This is a genomic window from Ruegeria sp. B10 (genome assembly GCF_056539825.1).
Genome location: NZ_JBQFVP010000005.1, coordinates 247,962 through 268,106 on the forward strand (window position 1 = coordinate 247,962; position 20,145 = coordinate 268,106).

Genomic DNA, 20,145 nt, shown 5'->3' on the forward strand with positions numbered 1-20,145 from the left:
AACCGCGCGCCGGGGAATTCCGGCAGCTGGATCAAGTTCGCGTCATTATCACGCATAAAGATAGGTTCGATATACACCTTTTAACATCTGTCAAAACCTTGCAATTTTTGGACAATCATTAAATTATCCTACAAAATCTGTCATATTGACCGCCCAGACCGGAGTATCGCACTTGTCCCTATTCCTCATCGCGGCCCTTCCCTTCCTCGGAGCTGTTTTCCCAGCCCTCCTGATACGGGCGGGACGAAATGCAGCCGCCTCGGCCGCAGGGTTGACCACTTTCCTGGCCCTGATGGGGTTGCTGATTCATATCCCCAGTGTGATGCGCGGCGATGTCGTGACAGCGCGGTTCGACTGGATACCGGGGCTGGGGCTGAACGCGAATTTCATGCTGGACGGGCTGGGTTTTCTATTTGCCCTGCTAATCCTCGGCATCGGTCTACTGATCATCCTTTATGCGCGGTTCTACCTGTCGCGAGAGGACCCGATGGGGCAGTTCTACACCTATTTGTTGCTGTTCCAGGGCGCGATGGTTGGGATTGTTCTATCCGATAACATCCTGCTTTTGCTTATTTTCTGGGAGCTGACCTCACTAAGCTCATTCCTGCTGATCGGCTATTGGAAACACCTGCCCGAAGGCCGACAAGGCGCCCGCATGGCACTGGCCGTTACCGGAGGCGGTGGCTTGGCGATGATTGCCGGGATGCTGATTTTGGGAAATATCGTCGGGTCCTATGACCTCAGCGTGATTTTGCAGAACAAAGAGCTGATCCAGGCCTCGCCCTACTATCTGCCTGCGCTGATCCTGATCCTGCTGGGCTGTTTCACCAAATCGGCGCAGTTCCCGTTCCATTTCTGGCTGCCTCACGCCATGGCCGCCCCGACGCCGGTTTCGGCCTATCTACACTCGGCCACCATGGTGAAGGCCGGGCTGTTCCTGATGGCACGGATGTGGCCGGTTCTGGCCGGCACCGATGCGTGGTTCTATATCGTCGCAACAACCGGTTTGGTGACCATGCTGCTGGGCGCGGTGATCGCGCTGTTTAAGGACGATCTGAAGGCGCTGCTGGCGTTCTCAACCGTGTCACATCTGGGCCTGATCACCATGCTGCTGGGCTTTGGCACCAAGTTTGCAGCCGTGGCCGCGGTGTTCCACATCATCAACCATGCGACGTTCAAAGCCGCGCTGTTCATGACCGCCGGGATCGTGGATCACGAAACCGGAACGCGCGATGTCAAACGGCTGGGCGGCTTGCGTCATCTGATGCCGATCTCCTTCACCATTGGCACCATCGCAGCTTTGTCCATGGCTGGTCTGCCTCCGCTGAACGGTTTTTTGTCAAAAGAGATGATGCTGGAGGAAACCGTCCACACCACATGGCTGAACTCTCACTATCTGGTGCCGGGTCTGGCCCTGCTGGCAGCGCTGTTCTCGGCGGCCTACTCCTTCCGCTTTGTCAGCCATGTCTTCCTTGGACCAAAGCGCGAGGATTACCCGGCCCATCCGCATGACCCTCCGGTCGGGCTGTGGCTGGCACCCGCTTTTATGGTCGTTCTGGTCGTACTGATCGGCCTTTATTCGTCGGCCATCGTCGGCCCGCTGGTGGCCGTCGTATCCAGCGCCGTGATCGGTGGCGAGAAGCTGCCCTATTACTCACTGAAACTGTGGCACGGCTTTACGCCTGCGCTGTATATGTCCGTTGTCGCCACGCTGGGCGGTCTGTTCCTAATGTCGCAACACAAACGCGCGCAGCAGCTTTGGAACACCCTGCCCCGGCCTGAGGCCAAAGTGATCTTTGAGGCCATTATCAATGCGTTTACGCGGCTCAGCCAATGGATCACAGATGAGCTGCACAATGGTGTCCTCAGCCGCTATGCGATCATCTTTGTCGCCTTTACCGTCGGCCTTGGCTACTACGCCTATTCCACCGGGACGATCGGAGTTGAAACCCGCGTGCCGCTGCCTGCGCAGATCATTCCGATCGTTGGCTGGATCTGTCTGGTGGGCGCAACGCTGGGCATCATGTGGTTCCACCGTAACCGCCTGTTGTCGCTGGTTCTGATTGGTGTTGTCGGGCTGATCGTTTCGGTTGCGTTCAACTACCTCTCGGCTCCGGATCTGGCACTGACGCAGATCTCAGTCGAGGTGGTGACGATGATCCTGTTGCTGCTGTCGCTGAACTTCCTGCCGACCGAAACCCCATGGGACAGTACCGCCGCGCGGCGTTGGCGGGATGCCGCGATCTCGGTCGTGGCCGGGATTGGGACAGGTGCTCTGGTCTATGCGATCATGCTGCGTGATTTCGCCTTCCCGACGATTTCCGAATTCCACCTTGCCAACTCGTACAAAGGTGGTGGCGGCACCAACGTGGTGAACGTCATCCTCGTGGACTTCAGGGGCTTTGATACCTTTGGCGAGATCATCGTTCTGGGCATCGCGGCGCTGATCATCTTTGCCCTGACCGAAGCGGTCCTGAGCAGCAATGTCCGGGGCTACCTGCTGAATCGCAAGCCGCATTGGCCGCAATCGGGCGACTCCCATCCGTTGATGATGGTGGTCGTGACCCGCGTGATGATGCCAATTGCCCTGATGGTGGGTGCCTACATCTTCTTCCGTGGCCATAACCAGCCCGGAGGCGGCTTTATCGCCGGCCTGATCGTCGCCATCGCCTATTTGATGCAATACATGGCCAGCGGCTACACTTGGGCGATCGAACGGCAAAGGTTCTACTATCACGGCACCATCGGCTGGGGCGTGCTGATCGCCGCCGCTACCGGTCTCGGCGCCTGGTTCAATGAACGCCCCTTCCTCACCAGCGACTTCGGCTACATCAACTGGCCACCGCTGGAAGAATTCGAATGGGCCACCGCAATGTTGTTCGACACCGGTGTCTTCCTCGCTGTTTTGGGCGCGGTGATGCTGGCGCTGGATAGCCTGTCCCGCTTTGCATGGCAGCCGGGCATGGCGCAGGAGTTCCCGATGGATATCAACCCGTTGCGGGACTCTCCGCCGGAAGAAGAACAAGAGAAGGAGCAGGCCTGATGGAAGCGCTCGTTGCCTCTGCCGTAGGTATTCTGACCGCCGCCGGGATTTTCCTGATCCTGCGTCGTCGAACATTCCCGGTCATTCTTGGCCTGTCGCTGATCACCTATGCGGTGAACGTGTTCCTGTTCGCAACCGGACGTCTGGCGCTGAATTCGCCTGCCGTTTTGAACAAATACGAAGACGTCCCCTATACCGATCCACTGCCGCAAGCGCTGGTGCTGACGGCCATCGTGATCTCGTTTGGGATGACGGCGGTGATCGTGATGATCTCGCTCTCGGCCTATCTGTCCTCGAAGGATGACCATATCGACATGAGCCCGCATGACAGCGTGGACGCGCCGGGAGAAGACGCATGAACCATTGGATCGTTGCGCCGATCGTTCTTCCTGCGATCCTGGCCCCGTTCATCATCATGGTCCTGCGCTATCACCTCGACCTACAGCGCATTTTCTCGGTCGCGGGGGTTGTTGCCCTTCTGGGCATCGCCCTGACCATCACCACGCAGGCCGCGGGAGGCGACATTCAGGTCTATGAGCTGGGCAACTGGCCCGCCCCCTTCGGGATTGTCATGGTGCTGGACCGGCTTTCAGCCATGATGGTTCTGCTGACCGCCCTTCTGGCCCTCCCCATTGTGCTCTACGCCATCGCTTCGGGTTGGGACGAGCGTGGCAAGCATTTTCACGCCCTGTTCCACTTCCAGCTTATGGGCGTTTGCGGGGCCTTCCTGACCGGCGACGCCTTCAACCTGTTTGTGTTCTTCGAAGTCCTGCTGATCGCCTCCTACGGTCTGATGACCCATGGCGGCGGAGCGGTCAGGCTGAAGGCTGGTGTGCAATACGTGGCCTATAACCTGCTGGGATCGACCTTGTTCCTGTTCGCCCTGGGCACGCTCTATGGTGTGACTGGCACGCTCAACATGGCCGACATTGCGCTCCGGGTGGCCGAGATACCGCCCGAGGATACCGCGCTGCTGCGGGTTGGCGCTGTGTTGCTGTTGTTGGTGTTCTGTATCAAGGCCGCCGTTCTGCCGTTGCATTTCTGGCTACCGGCCAGCTACGCCAACGCGCCCCTACCCGTGGCGGCTTTGTTCGCGATCATGACCAAGGTTGGGGCGTATTCGATCATCCGGATGTACACTCTGGCCTTCGGCCCCGAGGTTGAAGCAACGCAAGGGCTGGTTGGCAATTGGCTGCAACCTGCTGCGCTGGTTACCCTTGCCGTCGGGGCCATCGGCATCCTCGGCTCGCAACATATCGCGCGGATGGTGGCCTTCTGTGCTATCGCCTCGATGGGGACGCTGCTGATTGCGATTTCGCTGTTCACGCCGGATGCCAGTGCAGCCGCGCTCTACTATGTGTTCCACTCGACGCTTGCGACGGCCCTGTTGTTCCTCGTCGCTGATCTGGTGATGGAACGCCGCGGTGGTGCCATCGCGCCCAAGAAGCCAATGGCGCAGACCGGATTGATTTCAGCGCTGTTTTTCGTCGGAGCTATTGCAATGGCGGGGATGCCTCCGCTGTCCGGCTTTATCGGCAAGCTGCTGGTTCTGGATGCGGCCCGGGATGCACCGGACGCAACCTCTGTCTGGGCGGTCATCCTGATCGGATCCTTTGTAACCATCGTGGGTCTCGCACGGGCCGGCACTTTGATCTTCTGGAAGAGCCACGACGCGGACCATAACCCTCAGCCCGAGGGGGAAGACGCCGAGCCGCAACCCACCCCGGAACCACACCCAGGTCTGGCATTTACGTCGGTCTTCGGCCTGGTCGGCGGTCTGATCCTGCTGACCTTGTTTGCCGGCCCCGCTCTCGAATACACCAGCAAAACCGCCGAGCAACTGTTCACACCCGAAGACTACATCTCGGCCGTATTGGGAGAGGCAGAATGATCAAGCTGCTACACCGCATATTCCCGCACCCGCACCTGAGCTTTCTGCTGACACTGGTTTGGGTTCTGCTTGCCAATAACGGGTCGTTAAACTCGCTCGTTTTTGGTTTGATCCTCGGGATCATCATTCCCTTTGTCACCCAACCTTACTGGCCCGACCGCCCCAAACTGCGCAACTGGCCCATGGTGGCCGAGTACATCCTGGTGGTCCTGTGGGATATCGTTATCGCCAATATCACCGTCGCCCGGATCATCCTGTTCAAACGCGACGACGCTCGCCAACCAAACTGGATCTGCGTCCCGCTTGAACTGCGTACGCCCGAGGCAATCACCGTACTGGCCGGGACAATCACGATGACGCCGGGTACCGTCAGCTGCGATTTGTCGGCGCAGGGGCATAACCTTCTGGTCCATTGCCTTGATGCTCCGGACCCTGAGGCCGTGCGCGATCAGATCAAACAGCGCTACGAACGCCGCCTGAAGGAGATTTTCGAATGATTGATTATGCGATCTACTTCGCCTTCGCCTGCTTCGGAGCCGCCATCATGATGTGCCTGTGGCGGATCATCACCGCCGATGGTGTCGGCACCCGCGTTCTGGCGCTGGACACGATGGTGATCAACACCATCGCGCTGATGATCCTGTACGGTTTGGATCAAGGCACCGAGATCTTTTTCGAGGCTGCCATGATCATCGCCATGCTGGGTTTCGTTTCAACCGTGGCCTATGCGCGCTTCATGCTGCGCGGCAACATTATCGAGTGAGGGCGACATGACATTTCTCGTCGAATTGCTGATTGCCGCCTTCCTGATCATGTCGGGTATCTTCGGCTTCGTTGGATCGTTTGGGATGATCAAACTGAAAGACCCGATGTCGCGCCTGCACGCGCCGACCAAAGCGACAACGCTGGGTGTGGGCGGCGTGCTACTGGCCTCGATTGCACATTCCGTGTTGCTTGAGGGCAAACTGTCGATGCATGAGCTGCTGATCACGCTGTTTTTGTTCCTGACGGCCCCGATCACGGCCCTGTTCATTGCCAAATGGCACATTCATCGTCATGAAAAGCCGCAGGATCTGCCGGATGCGGGCGAGGACGAGCTTTGGGCCACCCACGCGGTCGAGCAGGTTGAAGACGTCCCTGATCACAGCACGAACTGAGCCTGATGCATAACCCTCCGCTGCCCCTGACCCGTGATCTGGTTTTGATTGGCGGAGGTCACACCCATGCTTTGCTGCTGCGTAAATGGGGGATGAACCCTCTGCACGGCGCGCGCGTAACGGTGATCAACCCCGGCCCGACTGCGCCCTATTCTGGGATGCTGCCCGGCTTTGTCGCTGGTCACTACTCCCGCTCTGATCTGGACATTGATTTGGTCCGTCTGGCCCGTTTCGCGGGCGCACGGGTCATTCTGGGCGCGGTTGAGGGGCTCGACATTGACCAGCGCCATTTGCATGTGCCGGGACGGCCTCCGGTGGCATTCGATGTCGCCTCGGTCAACGTCGGGATCACCTCGGACATGCCCGCCCTGCCAGGTTTTGCAGACCATGCCGTTCCGGCCAAACCCTTGGGCGTCTTTGCCGCGCGTTGGTCTGCATATCTAGACAGCACCGGCCCTGCCTCGGTGGCCGTGATAGGCGGAGGCGTCGCTGGGGTCGAGCTGGCGATGGCCATGGCCCACGCGCTGGAAACCAAGGGCAGACCCGCGCGGATCACGCTGATCGACAATGCCTCGGCCCTGACAGCGACCGGCCCCAAGGCCGCAGCGACGATCCGCGAGGCTATGGCCGGTCTTGGCATCGACGTGCTCGAGGGAGTTTCAATAAAAGAGATCGCCGCAGATCATGTCGCACTGGACGATGGCCGCCAGATCCCTGCCGAGTTTGTGACCGGCGCTGCGGGGGCGAGACCCTATAGCTGGATCCAGCACACCGGGCTGGACCTGCAAGAAGGTTTCATCCGCGTGAACGGCCACCTGCAATCCAGCGAACCCGTCATCTTCGCCGCCGGAGACTGCGCCCACCTGACCGAGAACCCGCGCCCCAAAGCAGGCGTCTACGCGGTGCGCGAGGCGCCAGTATTGTTCAACAACCTGCGCGCGGCGCTGGGGGCTGGGACCATGCAGCGCTATGTGCCGCAGAAGGACTATCTGAAGCTTATCTCATTGGGCGGCAAGTCCGCGTTGGCCGAGCGTCTGGGCACGTCGTTCAGCGGCGCCCTGATGTGGCGTTGGAAGGACCATATCGACCAAGGCTTTATGAATAAGTTCCGCAATCTGCCTACCATGGCGACCCCCGCCCTCCCGCGCGCCCATGCCGCCGGTATGACCGAAGCGCTTGGAAACAAACCAATGTGCGGCGGCTGTGGGGCGAAACTCGGGCGCGGCGCGTTGCGCAGCGCTCTGGCCGAACTGCCTGAACCATTGCGTCAAGACGTGACAGCGCTGCCCGGAGACGACGCCGCTTTGCTGACAACCGGGAATGCGCGGCAGGTCTTGACCACGGATCACCTGCGCAGTGTCACCGATGACCCCGTCCTGATGACCCGTATCTCTGCGGTCCACGCACTGGGGGACATTTGGGCAATGGGGGCCGCGCCTCAGGCTGCAACGGCCACTCTGATCCTGCCACGCCTTTCCTCTGACCTGCAGGAACGGACACTTTCTGAGATCATGCAAACCGCGAGCGACATTATGCGAGACGCCGGGGCCGAAATCGTCGGTGGCCACAGCTCGATGGGCGATGAGATGACGATTGGCTTCACGGTGATAGGGCATTGCGCCAAGGACCCGATCACCTTGGCAGGCGGCAGGCCCGGCGATGTGTTGATCCTAACCAAACCCATCGGCAGCGGCGTTGTGATGGCTGCTGAAATGGCCGGAAAGGCCGAGGGCGCAACGGTCGCGCAAGCCTATGAGATGATGACCCAACCGCAAGGCGCAGCGTCCTGCATTCTGGCAGAGGCCCATGCGATGACCGACGTCACCGGGTTTGGCTTGGCCGGACACTTGAACGGGCTGTGTGAGGCATCAAATTGCGGCGCTGTGCTTGATCTTGAGGCCGTCCCCGTGATGCCCGGAGTTATCGAACTGAGCGACGCCGGAATCCAATCGACGCTTTTTGCAGACAACCGTTCTATTGCGCCTGAGCTCCCAATGGGCGGCAAAGCTGCGCTGTTGTTCGACCCACAAACAGCGGGCGGGCTGCTGGCTGCGGTAGCACCCGAGATCGCCGACAAACTGCTAGAGGATCTGCGAGCGGCGGTTTACCCGGCTGCGCGGATCGGGCATTTGACCGACACTCCGGGGTTGAAGCTTCAAAGCTGATCCAGCGTGTTTTTGATGCGATCCGCCGCGCCCTTTAGGCTTTTGTCGTCCAACTTCGCGATCTCAATCCGCGCCAAAGTCTTTGCCGGATGTTGACGCTGGGATTTGGCGTAGGCCGGATCATAGTGCTGCTCCATCAGCGCACGCGTCAAAGCCTGTTTGTCGCCGGACGACATAAGGCTCAACCACCCGTCCACGACCTCATGCCCGCGATGAGATCGCAGTGGAGACAAGCGATCCCGAAGGCGCTCGGTATCCGACAAGATGTCGTCATACGCCTTAGTCAAGTAAGCCGACCGGGCAGACAAAGGCGCGTCTATATGAATACGCGGCGCGGCGCACATCGCGGTCCAGACGCTGGGTGGCAGGATGCGATCGCCTACTTTCGACGACTCCGCCTCAACCACCACAGGGCGAGATGGGTCCAGGGCGCAAAATGCGGCTGACAGGGCGGACTCAAAAGCCTTCTGACTGGGCTGCCCACCTGGCCTTTCCCCTAGCAGTGAGCCACGATGGTTGGCAAGCCCCTCCAGATCAACCACTTGCACGCCGCGGCGATCCAGATGGTGCAACAACTCGGTCTTGGCGGTGCCAGTGTAGCCATCCAGCGCGATCAGTTGGAAGTGTAGCGGCTGGTCGTACAGGTAGGCCTTCACCAGCCGACGATAGGTCCGATAACCTCCATCGACGACATCCGCCTGCCAGCCGATCTGTTGCAACATCCATGTAAACGAGCCCGAACGTTGCCCTCCGCGCCAGCAATAGACCAAGGGCCGCCAGTTCCCCTCATGATGGCTGAGGCGATGCTCGATATGGTTTGCTGCATTACGGAACACCAGCGCCGCCCCGAGTTTTCGCGCCAAAAAAGGGCTCTGCTGTTTGTAGATCGTCCCGACCCGCGCGCGTTCTTCATTGTCCAGAACCGGCAGATTGATCGCCCCCGGCAGGTGGTCTTCAGCAAATTCTGCCGGGCTGCGGACGTCGATGACCGTATCGAACCCGTGCGCGTAGAGCTGCGGTAAATCTGTGAATTTCAGTGCCATACCAAGCACCCGTCTTTTAGTCGCAAGCAAGGGGAACGCATCCGCAGCTAGTCCTCGATGACTTCGATCAGGTCTGGGCCAGACGCCCGATTGGAGTTCACGGCGGGGTCGACACGATGAAACTCCAACATTTCTTCGGCACCTGGTTGCATCAACCGCGCGGCACCTTTGCCCGCCTCTCCTAACCAAAGCGACCAATCGTCGGGCTCTAAGATCAAAGGCATTCGGTGGTGAATGGCCGATAGGTTCTGGTTCGCCTGAGTCGTCACGATGGCACAGGTGGATTGCCGCGCCTCTTCCGGCCCCCAATCCTGCCAGACGCCCGCAAAGGCGATGGGCGCACCATCCTTGCGGTGGATGTACCACGGCAGGCGCGTGCCCTGCTGGGACTTGGTCCATTCATAGAACCCCGTCGCCACGATCAGGCAGCGCCGCGATCGACAAGCGTCGCGAAAAGCGGGTTTTTCGGCCAGTGTCTCTGCCCGTGCGTTGATCAACAAGGGGCCTGCATTTTCGGCCTTGTACCAATGGGGCAGAAAACCCCAGCGAAGCGCATCCAACCTACGACCAGAGTCTCCTGCACGAACGACATGCACCTGATTGGTCGGGCAGACGTTATAGTTGGGCACCTCGGGCAAGGCATTGGCAGGGCGCGCGGCAAACAGCTGCGCCATCGCGTCATTGGGCAAAGTGATTGCAAACCGTCCGCACATCAGTCCGTCGTCCAATCCCGGATCGTTGCGGGATGCGATTTCAGCCAAAAGAAAAAGCCGCACCCAAACGGGCACGGCTTTTCAGGTCTTATTTCTGCTTGATGCGACCATCCAGATAAGGCTGGTAGGGCGCGTTTTCGGCCAAATATTCCGCCGTTACATCCGCGAGATCCGGGCCGAAGTCATAGGCATTCTTGTCGTCACCTTCGAAGACGCTGTAGCCGTCACCACCGTTGCGCACGTAGTTATTGGTCACAACCAGATATGTAGCCGAGGGATCAATCGGAACAAAACCGTCACCATCCGCGACCATCACCTCGGTGATGCGTCCCTCGTTCGGAGCGGCTGAGGGGTCCCAAGTGAAGGTCAGGCCTGCGACCTGTGGGAAGCGGCCCTTGACCTCTTCGACTTGGCTTACGCCATTTTCCAGCGCGTCGATCACGCCCTGCCCGGTGATCTCAAAAGTCGACAGGGTGTTCTGGAACGGCAGGACCGTCAGAACTTCGCCCATGGTGACCTCGCCTTCGTCGATCGAGGCACGCAGACCACCCGCATTCGCAATCGCGATCTGAGCGCCCTGATCCGCAACGCGGGCCAGCATGGCATCTGCAACCAGATTGCCCATCTCGCATTCTTGCACACGGCAGACATCGCGCGAGCCTTCGATGGTTGCAGCTGAGCTGGCGACAACGCGGCCCTTCATCTCTTCAATCGGGGCGCCCATTTCCGCAACTCGGACCGCGATGCCCTCGTCCGGTGTGACGGACGCATCCAACAGAATCGGCTCACCTTCTGCCGAAATCAGATTGCCGTCGTCATCAAATGTCAGTGTGATTTCGCCCAGATATTTCGAATAGGCATAGGCCTGAACAACTGGAACTTCGCCCACCATCACCGGGTACGCGCCTGCCGCATCCTCATCCGTGTTGGACAGCAAGGTGTGCGAATGCCCACCGACAACCAGATCAAGGCCGGGCACCTGTTCGGCGATCTTGATATCCTGAGCCAGACCCACGTGGTTCAGCGCGATGATGATGTCCACACCTTCGGCTTCCAAAGCGGCCACATCCGCCTTCAGGCTTTCGACCTCATCCTGAAAAACGACGTCCTTACCCGGGCTGGACGTGTCCACAGTATCCGTGGCCAGGGCCGAGATGATGCCGATCTTCTGGCCACCCACCTCAAGCACCACGTGGTTTTGCACCTTGTCCTTCAGCTCAGCCGAAGACGACAGGTCCAGATTGCCCGAGATCACCGGAAAGCTGACCGCATCGATAAAGGCCGCGAGACCTTCAGGCCCGTCATCGAATTCGTGGTTGCCGACGGCCATCACGTCATAACCGATCGCTTCCATGAACTCGGCCTCGGCGGCACCTTTGTAGGTCGTGTAGAACAACGAGCCCTGAAACGGATCGCCCGCATCCAGCAAAAGTACATTCTCATCCGCCAGTTCGGCGCGCTTGGCGTCAACGGCTGTTTTCAGACGCGCCACACCGCCAAAACACTTCCCTTCGGCTTCATCTTCAGCATCGCAAGTGGAATCGTATTTGTTGATCGACTCGATCCGGCTGTGAATGTCGTTGGTGTGCAGAATGGTCAGCTTGTAGTCGGCAGCAGCGATGCCTGCACTCAGGCCGAGGATCGCGACCGACGTCAAAAGGCGGCTTACCATGTTGAAACTCCCTGTCATTGTTTTTCGGGATCGTGCGCTGATGCGGCGGAAGAGTCAAAGGGGGAAATCCGGCTTGATTCCACGGGCTATGCGGGGCATCAGACCTTCATGCTGATCTACAAGATATTCCGGGCCGAGGAATGGGCCGCGTTGCAGGCAAATGGCGCAACTGATGGCGCGCCAATTGATATCGCTGACGGGTTCGTCCACTTTTCGACAGCCGAACAGGCGGCGGAAACCGCTGCCAAACACTTTGCTGGGGTTGAAGGTCTGACACTGCTTGGCTGTAACGCTGACGCCATGGGCGACGACTTGAAATGGGAAGTGTCACGCGGTGGGGCCTTGTTTCCGCATCTCCACCGCCAAATCCGGCTCAGCGATGTGCTTTGGTCCCGCCCCCTGCCCTTCGATGGCCAAACCCACCAATTCCCGAGCGAGATGGTATGACCGCCTATATTGATCCCGATCGTGAACAGTTCGAAGCCTTCAAGGCATTGGATCGGGATCAACCTATCGAGATGCTGAACCTTGTCAGGTTTCGCGCCAAGGCCGACTACCCGGTGGGCCATGCTTTGGCAGATAAAGATCTGACGGGCGCTGAAGCCTATCGCCATTATGGGGCTGAAACCGCCCCGATCATCGCCAGGATCGGCGCGTCGATCCTGTGGCGTGGGGCGTTTCAGACCACATTGATCGGACCGCAGGACGAGGTTTGGGATGAAGTGTTCATTGCCCGCTATCCTACCGCTCACGCGTTTCTTGAGATGGTAACAGATCCAACCTACCGGTCTGCGGTGGTCCACCGTCAGGCCGCCGTCGCAACCTCCCGCCTGATCCGCTGTGGCACCGCGCAAGGAGGCGCGTCTTTCGGATGAAACTGACCGAGAAACTGGGCCTCGCCGCCCTGCACCGTATGGACCCTGAAGCGGCTCATGGTCTGTCGATCAAGGCCTTGCAGGCCGGTCTGGCCCCAACGCCGGGGCCGGTGACGTCATCGCGTCTACAGACCGAACTCGCAGGGCTGCGCCTGCCCAACCCTGTAGGCCTCGCCGCCGGGTTCGACAAGAACGGAGAAGTTCTGGACCCTCTTTCCCGCGCAGGGTTTGGGTTCATCGAGGTCGGAGCGGTGACCCCGCGCCCGCAACCCGGCAACCCGAAACCCCGCCTGTTCCGCCTGACCGAGGACAAAGCCGCCATCAACCGCTTTGGCTTCAACAATGAGGGTATGGAAGTTATGGCCGAACGGTTGGCCAACCGTCCTAAGGATGCGGTGATCGGCCTGAACCTCGGTGCCAACAAGGATAGCGATGACAGGCCCGGCGACTTTGCCAAAGTGCTGGCCCATTGCGCCGCGCATCTGGATTTCGCGACGGTCAATGTCTCCTCCCCAAACACCGAAAAACTGCGCGATCTTCAGGGCAAGGCGGCCCTTGGCGCTTTGTTGAGTGGTGTGATCGAAACACGGGACGCTCTGCCGCGCCCTCTGCCCATTTTCCTGAAAATTGCACCTGACCTGACCGAGGATGAATTGCAGGACATCGCCGAAGTGGCCTCGGAAACGGGTGTGGATGCGGTCATAGCAACCAACACAACCCTGTCGCGCGACGGGCTGCGCAGCCCGCACAAGGACGAAAAAGGCGGCCTGTCCGGTGCCCCTCTGTTTGAGAAGTCTACCCGCGTTCTGGCCCGGTTGAGCCAGCTGACCGATGGCAGAATCCCTCTGATCGGTGTGGGCGGTGTCAGCTCGGCGGAGCAGGCCTACGCCAAGATCTGCGCAGGCGCGTCGGCAGTGCAGTTTTATACCGCAATGGTTTATGGCGGCCTGTCCTTGGCTGCCGATATCGCACAGGGTCTTGATGACTTATTGACCCGCGATGGGTTTGACACCGTTGCACAGGCTGTGGGCAGCAAACGAGAGGATTGGCTGTGATCGAATATTGGCACAACCCGCGTTGTTCAAAATCCCGAATGGGATTGGCCTTGCTGGAGGAGCGGGGTGCAGAGATCGAGGTTCGCAAATACCTAGAAAACACACCCTCGGTCGACGAATTGCGGGCTGTGCAATCCCTGCTGGACGTGCCAGCCATCAAGATGATGCGCACGGGCGAGAAACGATTCAAAGAGCTGGGCCTTTCAAAGGAAGCGCCGGATGCGGAGCTGATCCAAGCCATGGCAGACAACCCGATCCTGATCGAACGCCCTCTGGCCATATCGGGCGGTAAGGCCGCAATTGGCCGCCCGCCCGAAAATCTGCTCACCCTGCTCTAGGCCACCTGAGCTTCAAGCTTCAGATAACGCCAACCCATCGTCACGCCGCGCGCAAGGTTCAGAACCATCAGCGCGGCCCACAGGCCATGGTTGCCGAACGCGGGCACCAGAATGAACAAAGCGACCACATAGATTGCCACTGATTGCAGCATCGCATTGCGCATGTCGCGGGTCCATGTCGCTCCGATGTAGATACCGTCGAACATCCAGCTTGCGACCCCGATGATCGGAGCCAAAGCCGCCCAGAACAGGAACGTGCGTCCCGCCTCGCGTACTTCGGGAGAGGTGGACATCAGATCAATCAGCGCGGGACCTGCAAAGAAGAAAACGGCGCTGAGAAGCACCGCGCCTCCGACACCCCATTGAGACGCCATGACCGAGGCGCGCCGTACTTGGTATCGGTCCCTTGCGCCAACCGCGCCTCCGACCAGCGCCTCGGCGGAAAAGGCGAATCCGTCTAGTGCAAAAGCGGTTATTTCAAGGAATTGTAGCAGCACTTGATTGGCCGCCAGATTGACGTCTCCCAAATCGGACCCGACGAACAGGAAGGTGGTGAAAGAGCCAGTCAGCAGAACCGAGCGGATCATGATGTCTCCGTTCACCTGCACCATCCGACGCAGCCGCGTGGCATCGAATATGCGTGGCCAGTCGCGCCAGATTTTCCCGGCAAACCCGTCCCGGCAAAGCCACAGACCCAATGCCAAACCGGTCCACTCTGCGATCAGGGTCGCAATCGCCACGCCCTCTACACCCCAGCCCAGCCCCAGAACGAACCACAGGTCCAGCACGATGTTCAGACCATTCATCCAAACCTGCAGCAGGAACACACCCCGTGTCCGTTCGACCGCGATCAGCCAGCCTGTGATCGCATAGAGGGCAATGGTTGCGGGTGCGCCCCAGATCCGAATCTCAAGGTACGACCGCGCGAGTGTTTCAACCTCGGGGCTGGCCGGGGATAGCCAGAATGCGCCACTGAAGATTGCGACCTGGGCAAAGATAAACACGAGGCCGGCCGCCCCGCCGAGCATCAACCCGCGAATGAGCAAGGCGCGCATCTCGGCGGTCTCTCCGGCCCCGCGTGCCTGCGCCGCAAGGCCCGTTGTGCCCATTCGAAGAAAGCCGAAAATCCAGTAGATCGCGGACAAGATCACCGCGCCCATGCCCACCGCGCCAATCGGAGCAGCCGCCCCCATCTGCCCCACAACGCCCGTATCCACGGCGCCAAGGATCGGCACAGTCGCGTTAGACAACACAATGGGAACCGCGATCTTCAGCACCCTTTTGTGAGTTATGGGTGCCGAGGCATCCTGCATGCTCAGCCCTAGTCGCGTGGCTGTTGCGGCATCAGGAAATGCCCCGTCGCCTGTGCAAACAGCTTGGCATGGTTGTCTTGCCACGCCTCAACCCGAACCGAGGCGTAACGCCGTCCGGCCCGGTTCACAAAGGCGCGCGCATAGGCGTCGCGCGGCAGGCCCGAGCGCAGGTAGTCTACCGTAAAGTCGATGGTTTTGGGAAAGCGGATCGATTCATCCGTGACAATCGCCTCGGCATCAATTTCACCACTTTCGATGTCCGAGAACATGTGCTCCCAGCTCAGCGTAATCACGGCAGTGACCTCAAGAAACGCCGCGGTAACGCCGCCATGAAGGGCTGGAAGAAACGGGTTGCCGATCAGTTTCTCGTCAAAGTTCAGCACGCCGGTCAGCTCATCCCCGCGCCGGTCGAAACTGATATTGAGGAACCGGATATAGGGCACGCCATCGACCAAAGCGCGCAAGGCGGCGTCGCGCCGTTGTTTGACCACTTGCATGGGTTCGGGACGGGAACGAGCCATGTTACTTCCCCTCAACCGTGAAAGACCCCGAAGCGGTCGCCACTGGCAGGTCAAGATCATCATCCATCGCCGTTGCACGCACGAAGGCCACATTTCGGGTGATGTGATAGCAATTGGCCCGCGCGGTGATGCTCTGCCCTGGCGTGGCGGCGCGCATATAGTCGATGCGCAAATCAATCGTCGCTGTTCCGCCCGGTGAAGACGGGTGGCTCATGACTGCGGCCCCGCAGCAGGTATCCAGGATGGTCGAAATCGCGCCACCGTGGATCACGCCCGTGCGCGGATCTCCGATCAGATCTTCGTTGTAAGGCATTGTTATCTCGGCTTCACCTTCCCCGATCTGGCTAAGATGAAGGCCCATCGCACGCGCATGCGGAATGGCTTCGATAAACTGGCGGGCTAGCTTTGCTTTGTCGACCATGGTGATATCCTGTTGTCTTGCCCCTTTATGAGCCGCCATCCGATCAAAGGGCAAGCCCACCTGTTGCGCTTGTTCGCATGACGTCCTAGGTTGCTGCCGAGGAGACCCCGAATGTCCGACAACCGTTTGTCATTCAAAGAGATGTGTGCCGAGTTCGACGTGACTCCGCGCACTCTGCGCTACTACGAATATATCGAGCTTTTGCAGCCCGATCGTGAAGGGCGATCCCGGTACTATGGCCCCAGAGAATGCGCCCGCATGACCCTGATCATGCGCGGCCGGAAATTCGGGTTTCCATTGGAAGAAATTCGCCAATGGCTGTTGATCTACGAAGATCAAGGCAACGAAGCTCAGATGGCGACCTTCGTGGAAATGGCAGATCGTCAGATGGAAGAGCTGCGCCAGCAGCGCGCCCAGCTTGACGAGGCGATGGATGCCCTCAAACAGCTTCGGGACCAGACGGCTAAGTCCATCAAGTAGAACACCCTGCCCGTCTGGGTTCTGGTGAGACCAAGCAATGGATCTTGGAATCGCGTCCTCGGACCAATCTGAGGGCGAATTTCCCTTGCCCCTAGGGAAAGAAAATTTCGCAAAACCCGTCATTACGCGACTGGAAGTTACGTCAACTTAGAAATGACGCAGCGTCTGGATTACGTAAACGTCACCTACATGTTGTAAAGCGTCCAGCAACTGCGCAACTCTATTCGGACGACGCCAGTGACGAGAGTATAACGAATGACCGAAGATCTGATGACCATCCGTGAAATGTGCGAGACCTATGATGTCACGCCCCGCACCTTGCGGTTCTACGAGGCGAAGGAACTTCTTTTTCCGATCCGCGAGGGTCAGAAGCGTCTGTTCACCAAACGCGACCGCGCGCGGCTAAAGCTGATTCTGCGCGGCAAGCGGTTTGGTTTCAGCCTTGAGGAAATTCGCCAGCTTCTGGACCTGTATCACGTGGGCGACCAGCAGGTGACCCAGATGTCGCGCACCTATGAAATCGCGTGCGAACGTCTGGCCGATATGGAATCGCGCCGTGAAGAGCTGACGCAGGCCATCGACGATCTGAAAGAGCAGTTGCGCTGGGGCGAGAAAGTCATCGCCTCGATGAAGACCGAAAAGAAGGCCGCCGAGTAACCTCGCCAGCCAGTCACCCGGACATATGAATTAAGGGAGCTTCACATGCCCGTCTACAACGCGCCAACAAAAGACACTCAGTTCATCCTGCATGATGTCCTGAAAATCTCGGAATCTGACATTCCGGGTTACAACGAACTAGAGGCCGAGTTCACCGGCGCCGTTCTGGAAGAAGCTGGCAAGGTCGCCACCAATGTTCTTCACCCGCTGAATGTTGTCGGCGACACCGAAGGATGCCGTTTGGAAAACGGTATCGTTTACACACCCACAGGCTTCAAAGATGCTTTCGAGCAGATGAAAGAAGGCGGCTGGACTGGCCTCGACATGCCGGAAGAGTATGGCGGCCAGAACATGCCCTACGTTATTGGAACGGCCGTGGGAGAGATGTTCTCGGGCGCGAACCAGGCGTTCACCATGTATCAGGGCCTGACCCACGGCGCGGCCTCGGCCATTCTGGCGCACGGCTCGGACGAGCAAAAGAACAAATACCTGCCGAACATGATCAGCTGCGAATGGACCGGCACCATGAACCTGACCGAGCCGCATTGCGGTACCGATCTGGGTCTGATGCGCACCAAAGCGGAACCTCAGGGCGACGGCAGCTATAAAATCTCGGGCCAGAAGATCTTTATCTCGGCCGGTGATCACGACATGGCCGACAACATCATCCATTTGGTTTTGGCCAAAATCCCAGGTGGCCCCGAGGGCATCAAGGGCGTGTCGCTGTTCATCGTGCCCAAGTTCATCGTGAACGAAGACGGATCTGTGGGTGAGCGCAACGGCGTTTCGGTCGGCAAGATCGAAGAGAAGATGGGCATCCATGGCAACTCGACCTGCGTCATGAACTATGACGAGGCCACCGGTTGGCTGCTGGGCGAAGAGCATAAAGGCATGCGCGCCATGTTCACCATGATGAACGAAGCGCGTCTGGGTGTGGGTATGCAGGGGGTCTCACAGGCCGAAGCTGCTTATCAAAACGCCCTGGAATATGCCAAAGATCGCCTACAGGGCCGCGATGTGACTGGAGTAAAGAACCCGGACGGCCCCGCCGATCCGTTGATCGTCCACCCCGACATCCGTCGTAACCTTATGGATCAGAAAAGCTTTACCGAAGGCGCAAGAGCGTTCCTTCTGTGGGGCGCGACCATGATCGACAAGGCGCACCGTTCCGAAGACAAAGACGCGGACGGGCTGATTTCGCTGCTGACACCGGTCATCAAGGGTTTCCTGACCGACGAAGGCTATGACATGACCGTTCAGGCCCAGCAGGTCTATGGCGGCCATGGCTACATCGAAGAATGGGGTATGTCGCAATACACCCGCGATGCTCGTATCGCCATGATCTACGAAGGTGCAAACGGCGTTCAGGCCCTAGACCTTGTGGGCCGTAAGCTGGCGCAGGATGGCGGCAAGCACGTCATGGCGTTCTTCGAAATGGTCAAAACCTTCTGCAAGGAAAACGCGGGCCAGAACGAAGCTTATGACAAAGCCTTCATCGAACCGCTGAAGGCCGCATCCAAGGATCTGCAGGCCGCTGGCATGTACTTCATGCAGGAAGGCATGAAGAACCCGAACAACGCTCTTTCTGGTTCTTACGACTTCATGCACATGTTCGGTCATGTCTGCCTGGGCCTGATGTGGGCGCAAATGGCCAAGGCCGCGCAAGACGCGCTGGACGGTGGCGCCTCGGACAAAGAGTTCTACGAGACCAAGATCAACACCGGCCGGTTCTACATGGCCCGCCGGTTGCCCGCGACAGCGATGCATCTTTCCCGCATTCAGACCGGTGCAGACACGGTGATGGTTCTGGACGCAGCGAACTTCTGATCAAACTCTGGGCTCGGGCGACACCGCCCGGGCTCTACTATTCGGAGGAGACAGAATGCCCAAACGCTTTCGCCTGACCCGCCGCTTCCCCGTCGCCATGACCGAGGACGGCTATCGCAAACTCCGCGGCTTCGCCCGCGAGGCCGGGTTGGATGAAGGCGAAGCGCTGTCTTTTCTGTTCGAGAACTTCAACAGCGTCATCGACGAAGACAACCTGACCCATCGGTTGCGTCTCTTCAATTCCGAATTGGAGGCACGCAAGCGCTAGGCACCAAGGCCGAAAAGCTTGGGCGGGCAATGCAAAAAAACGCCACGGGAGGGGCGACCGCATGACCATAAAACTGCACTGCTTCGGTGAAAGCGGAAATTCATACAAAGCCGCTCTGGCGCTGGAAATGTCCGGCCTCGAGTGGGAGCCGGTTTTTGTCGATTTCTTCAAAGGTGTCACCCGCAGCCCCGAGTTCCGCTCGGACGTCAACGTAATGGGCGAAGCGCCCTTCCTGATCGACGGTGATTTCAAAACCTCCCAATCTGGTGCGATTCAGGCTTATATAACCGAAAAATCCGGCAAGTTCGGCGGCAAGACGCGGGAAGAGAATTACGAGATCCTTCGCTGGGTGCTGTGGGATAACCACAAACTCAGCTCGATGGCCGGCATGACGCGGTTTCTGATGAACTTCCTGCCAGAAGAACACCGCAATGCCGATGTGATTGCCTTCAACCAAGGCCGTCTGAAAGCGGCCTACGATGTTCTGGACAACCACCTTGAGGGCCGCGACTGGATTGTTGGTGATGGCGTGACCAACGCTGATCTCAGCTGCTGCGGATACCTCTACTATCCCGAACCATTCGGCTTTGACCGTGCCGACTGGCCCAACATCGACGCCTGGCTGACTCGCCTGTCCGAGCAGCCCGGCTGGAAACACCCCTATGACCTGATGCCCGACAACCCGTCGGATCGAGCTTAAGGAGAA

Annotated in this window: 22 protein-coding genes; 16 read left to right on the plus strand and 6 right to left on the minus strand. The window is 59.0% G+C overall.

Translation table 11 applies throughout. The features are described 5' to 3' along the window. Positions 1-172 precede the first annotated feature (172 nt). The 7 genes from ACR0J4_RS09260 to selD are packed head-to-tail and all read left to right on the plus strand — an operon-like array spanning position 173 to position 8,256. The gene (locus ACR0J4_RS09260) at positions 173-3,043 is read left to right on the plus strand and encodes a monovalent cation/H+ antiporter subunit A (protein WP_170641020.1); all 2,871 of its coding nucleotides are present in this window, start codon (positions 173-175) and stop codon (positions 3,041-3,043) included. Then, positions 3,043-3,402: a Na+/H+ antiporter subunit C gene (locus tag ACR0J4_RS09265; RefSeq protein ID WP_170374216.1), complete on the plus strand. Its 360-nt coding sequence runs from the start codon at positions 3,043-3,045 to the stop codon at positions 3,400-3,402. Before ACR0J4_RS09260 ends, ACR0J4_RS09265 begins: the two co-directional genes overlap by 1 nt. Further along, the gene (locus tag ACR0J4_RS09270; protein WP_170641022.1) at positions 3,399-4,934 is read left to right on the plus strand and encodes a monovalent cation/H+ antiporter subunit D; all 1,536 of its coding nucleotides are present in this window, start codon (positions 3,399-3,401) and stop codon (positions 4,932-4,934) included. The genes ACR0J4_RS09265 and ACR0J4_RS09270 overlap by 4 nt, the downstream gene beginning before the upstream one ends. After that, entirely contained in the window at positions 4,934-5,431 is a 498-nt protein-coding gene (locus ACR0J4_RS09275) for a Na+/H+ antiporter subunit E (protein ID WP_170374373.1), read from the plus strand. The genes ACR0J4_RS09270 and ACR0J4_RS09275 overlap by 1 nt, the downstream gene beginning before the upstream one ends. Further along, complete coding sequence (locus ACR0J4_RS09280) at positions 5,428-5,697, plus strand: K+/H+ antiporter subunit F (RefSeq protein ID WP_152457439.1); 270 nt, start codon at positions 5,428-5,430, stop codon at positions 5,695-5,697. The genes ACR0J4_RS09275 and ACR0J4_RS09280 overlap by 4 nt, the downstream gene beginning before the upstream one ends. Before the next feature lie 7 nt (positions 5,698-5,704). Then, positions 5,705-6,091, plus strand: a complete 387-nt coding sequence (locus tag ACR0J4_RS09285) for a Na+/H+ antiporter subunit G (RefSeq protein WP_170374220.1) — start codon at positions 5,705-5,707, stop codon at positions 6,089-6,091. A 5-nt stretch (positions 6,092-6,096) separates the two neighbouring features. Beyond that, on the plus strand, positions 6,097-8,256 hold the full coding sequence (gene selD, locus ACR0J4_RS09290) for a selenide, water dikinase SelD (RefSeq protein ID WP_170641024.1): 2,160 nt from the start codon (positions 6,097-6,099) through the stop codon (positions 8,254-8,256). On the opposite strand, the gene mnmH is transcribed toward selD, so the two are convergent. From mnmH to ACR0J4_RS09305, 3 genes are all read right to left on the minus strand, one after another. Then, on the minus strand, positions 8,247-9,299 hold the full coding sequence (gene mnmH / locus ACR0J4_RS09295) for a tRNA 2-selenouridine(34) synthase MnmH (RefSeq protein ID WP_170641026.1): 1,053 nt from the start codon (positions 9,297-9,299) through the stop codon (positions 8,247-8,249). The genes selD and mnmH overlap by 10 nt on opposite strands. Before the next feature lie 47 nt (positions 9,300-9,346). Beyond that, positions 9,347-10,012 carry an SOS response-associated peptidase gene (locus tag ACR0J4_RS09300; protein ID WP_170747380.1) on the minus strand — a complete coding sequence of 222 codons (666 nt, stop codon included), beginning with the start codon at positions 10,010-10,012 and terminating at the stop codon, positions 9,347-9,349. 88 nt (positions 10,013-10,100) lie between these two features. Further along, positions 10,101-11,684, minus strand: a complete 1,584-nt coding sequence (locus ACR0J4_RS09305; protein ID WP_170641028.1) for a bifunctional metallophosphatase/5'-nucleotidase — start codon at positions 11,682-11,684, stop codon at positions 10,101-10,103. Positions 11,685-11,792: 108 nt separating this feature from the next. On the opposite strand from ACR0J4_RS09305, the gene ACR0J4_RS09310 reads away from it, so the two are divergent. From ACR0J4_RS09310 to arsC, 4 genes are read left to right on the plus strand one after another with little or no spacing between them, the layout of a single operon-like run. Next, a complete protein-coding gene (locus ACR0J4_RS09310; protein ID WP_170641030.1) occupies positions 11,793-12,131 on the plus strand; it encodes a DUF952 domain-containing protein in 339 nt (112 codons plus the stop codon). Then, positions 12,128-12,559 (plus strand): DUF1330 domain-containing protein, encoded by a 432-nt coding sequence (locus ACR0J4_RS09315; protein WP_170641032.1) that lies wholly within the window; start codon positions 12,128-12,130, stop codon positions 12,557-12,559. Before ACR0J4_RS09310 ends, ACR0J4_RS09315 begins: the two co-directional genes overlap by 4 nt. Further along, a complete protein-coding gene (locus ACR0J4_RS09320; RefSeq protein WP_170641034.1) occupies positions 12,556-13,614 on the plus strand; it encodes a quinone-dependent dihydroorotate dehydrogenase in 1,059 nt (352 codons plus the stop codon). Before ACR0J4_RS09315 ends, ACR0J4_RS09320 begins: the two co-directional genes overlap by 4 nt. Then, positions 13,611-13,952, plus strand: coding sequence for an arsenate reductase (glutaredoxin) (gene arsC, locus ACR0J4_RS09325; protein ID WP_170552708.1), 342 nt, complete (start codon positions 13,611-13,613; stop codon positions 13,950-13,952). Before ACR0J4_RS09320 ends, arsC begins: the two co-directional genes overlap by 4 nt. Here arsC and ACR0J4_RS09330 read toward each other — a convergent pair. Genes ACR0J4_RS09330 through ACR0J4_RS09340 form a run of 3 tightly spaced genes read right to left on the minus strand, consistent with a single transcriptional unit; the run spans position 13,949 to position 16,207 of the window. After that, a complete protein-coding gene (locus ACR0J4_RS09330) occupies positions 13,949-15,265 on the minus strand; it encodes an MATE family efflux transporter (protein ID WP_170641036.1) in 1,317 nt (438 codons plus the stop codon). The two genes, arsC and ACR0J4_RS09330, sit on opposite strands and share 4 nt — an antisense overlap. 8 nt (positions 15,266-15,273) lie before the next feature. Beyond that, positions 15,274-15,786, minus strand: coding sequence for a PaaI family thioesterase (locus ACR0J4_RS09335; RefSeq protein ID WP_170641038.1), 513 nt, complete (start codon positions 15,784-15,786; stop codon positions 15,274-15,276). A gap of 1 nt (position 15,787) precedes the next feature. Further along, positions 15,788-16,207, minus strand: a complete 420-nt coding sequence (locus ACR0J4_RS09340) for a PaaI family thioesterase (RefSeq protein ID WP_170465671.1) — start codon at positions 16,205-16,207, stop codon at positions 15,788-15,790. A 111-nt stretch (positions 16,208-16,318) separates the two neighbouring features. On the opposite strand from ACR0J4_RS09340, the gene ACR0J4_RS09345 reads away from it, so the two are divergent. The 5 genes from ACR0J4_RS09345 to ACR0J4_RS09365 all read left to right on the plus strand — a co-directional run bounded on the left by ACR0J4_RS09345 (position 16,319) and on the right by ACR0J4_RS09365 (position 20,139). Continuing rightward, entirely contained in the window at positions 16,319-16,687 is a 369-nt protein-coding gene (locus ACR0J4_RS09345) for a MerR family transcriptional regulator (RefSeq protein ID WP_170374244.1), read from the plus strand. A gap of 255 nt (positions 16,688-16,942) precedes the next feature. Beyond that, positions 16,943-17,344, plus strand: coding sequence for a MerR family transcriptional regulator (locus ACR0J4_RS09350; RefSeq protein WP_170465668.1), 402 nt, complete (start codon positions 16,943-16,945; stop codon positions 17,342-17,344). 45 nt (positions 17,345-17,389) lie between these two features. Next, entirely contained in the window at positions 17,390-19,171 is a 1,782-nt protein-coding gene (locus ACR0J4_RS09355) for an acyl-CoA dehydrogenase C-terminal domain-containing protein (protein ID WP_170641040.1), read from the plus strand. Positions 19,172-19,226: 55 nt separating this feature from the next. Then, entirely contained in the window at positions 19,227-19,439 is a 213-nt protein-coding gene (locus ACR0J4_RS09360) for a hypothetical protein (protein ID WP_170374251.1), read from the plus strand. Between the two features lie 61 nt (positions 19,440-19,500). Next, entirely contained in the window at positions 19,501-20,139 is a 639-nt protein-coding gene (locus tag ACR0J4_RS09365) for a glutathione S-transferase family protein (RefSeq protein ID WP_170641042.1), read from the plus strand. The last annotated feature ends 6 nt before the right edge of the window (positions 20,140-20,145 follow it).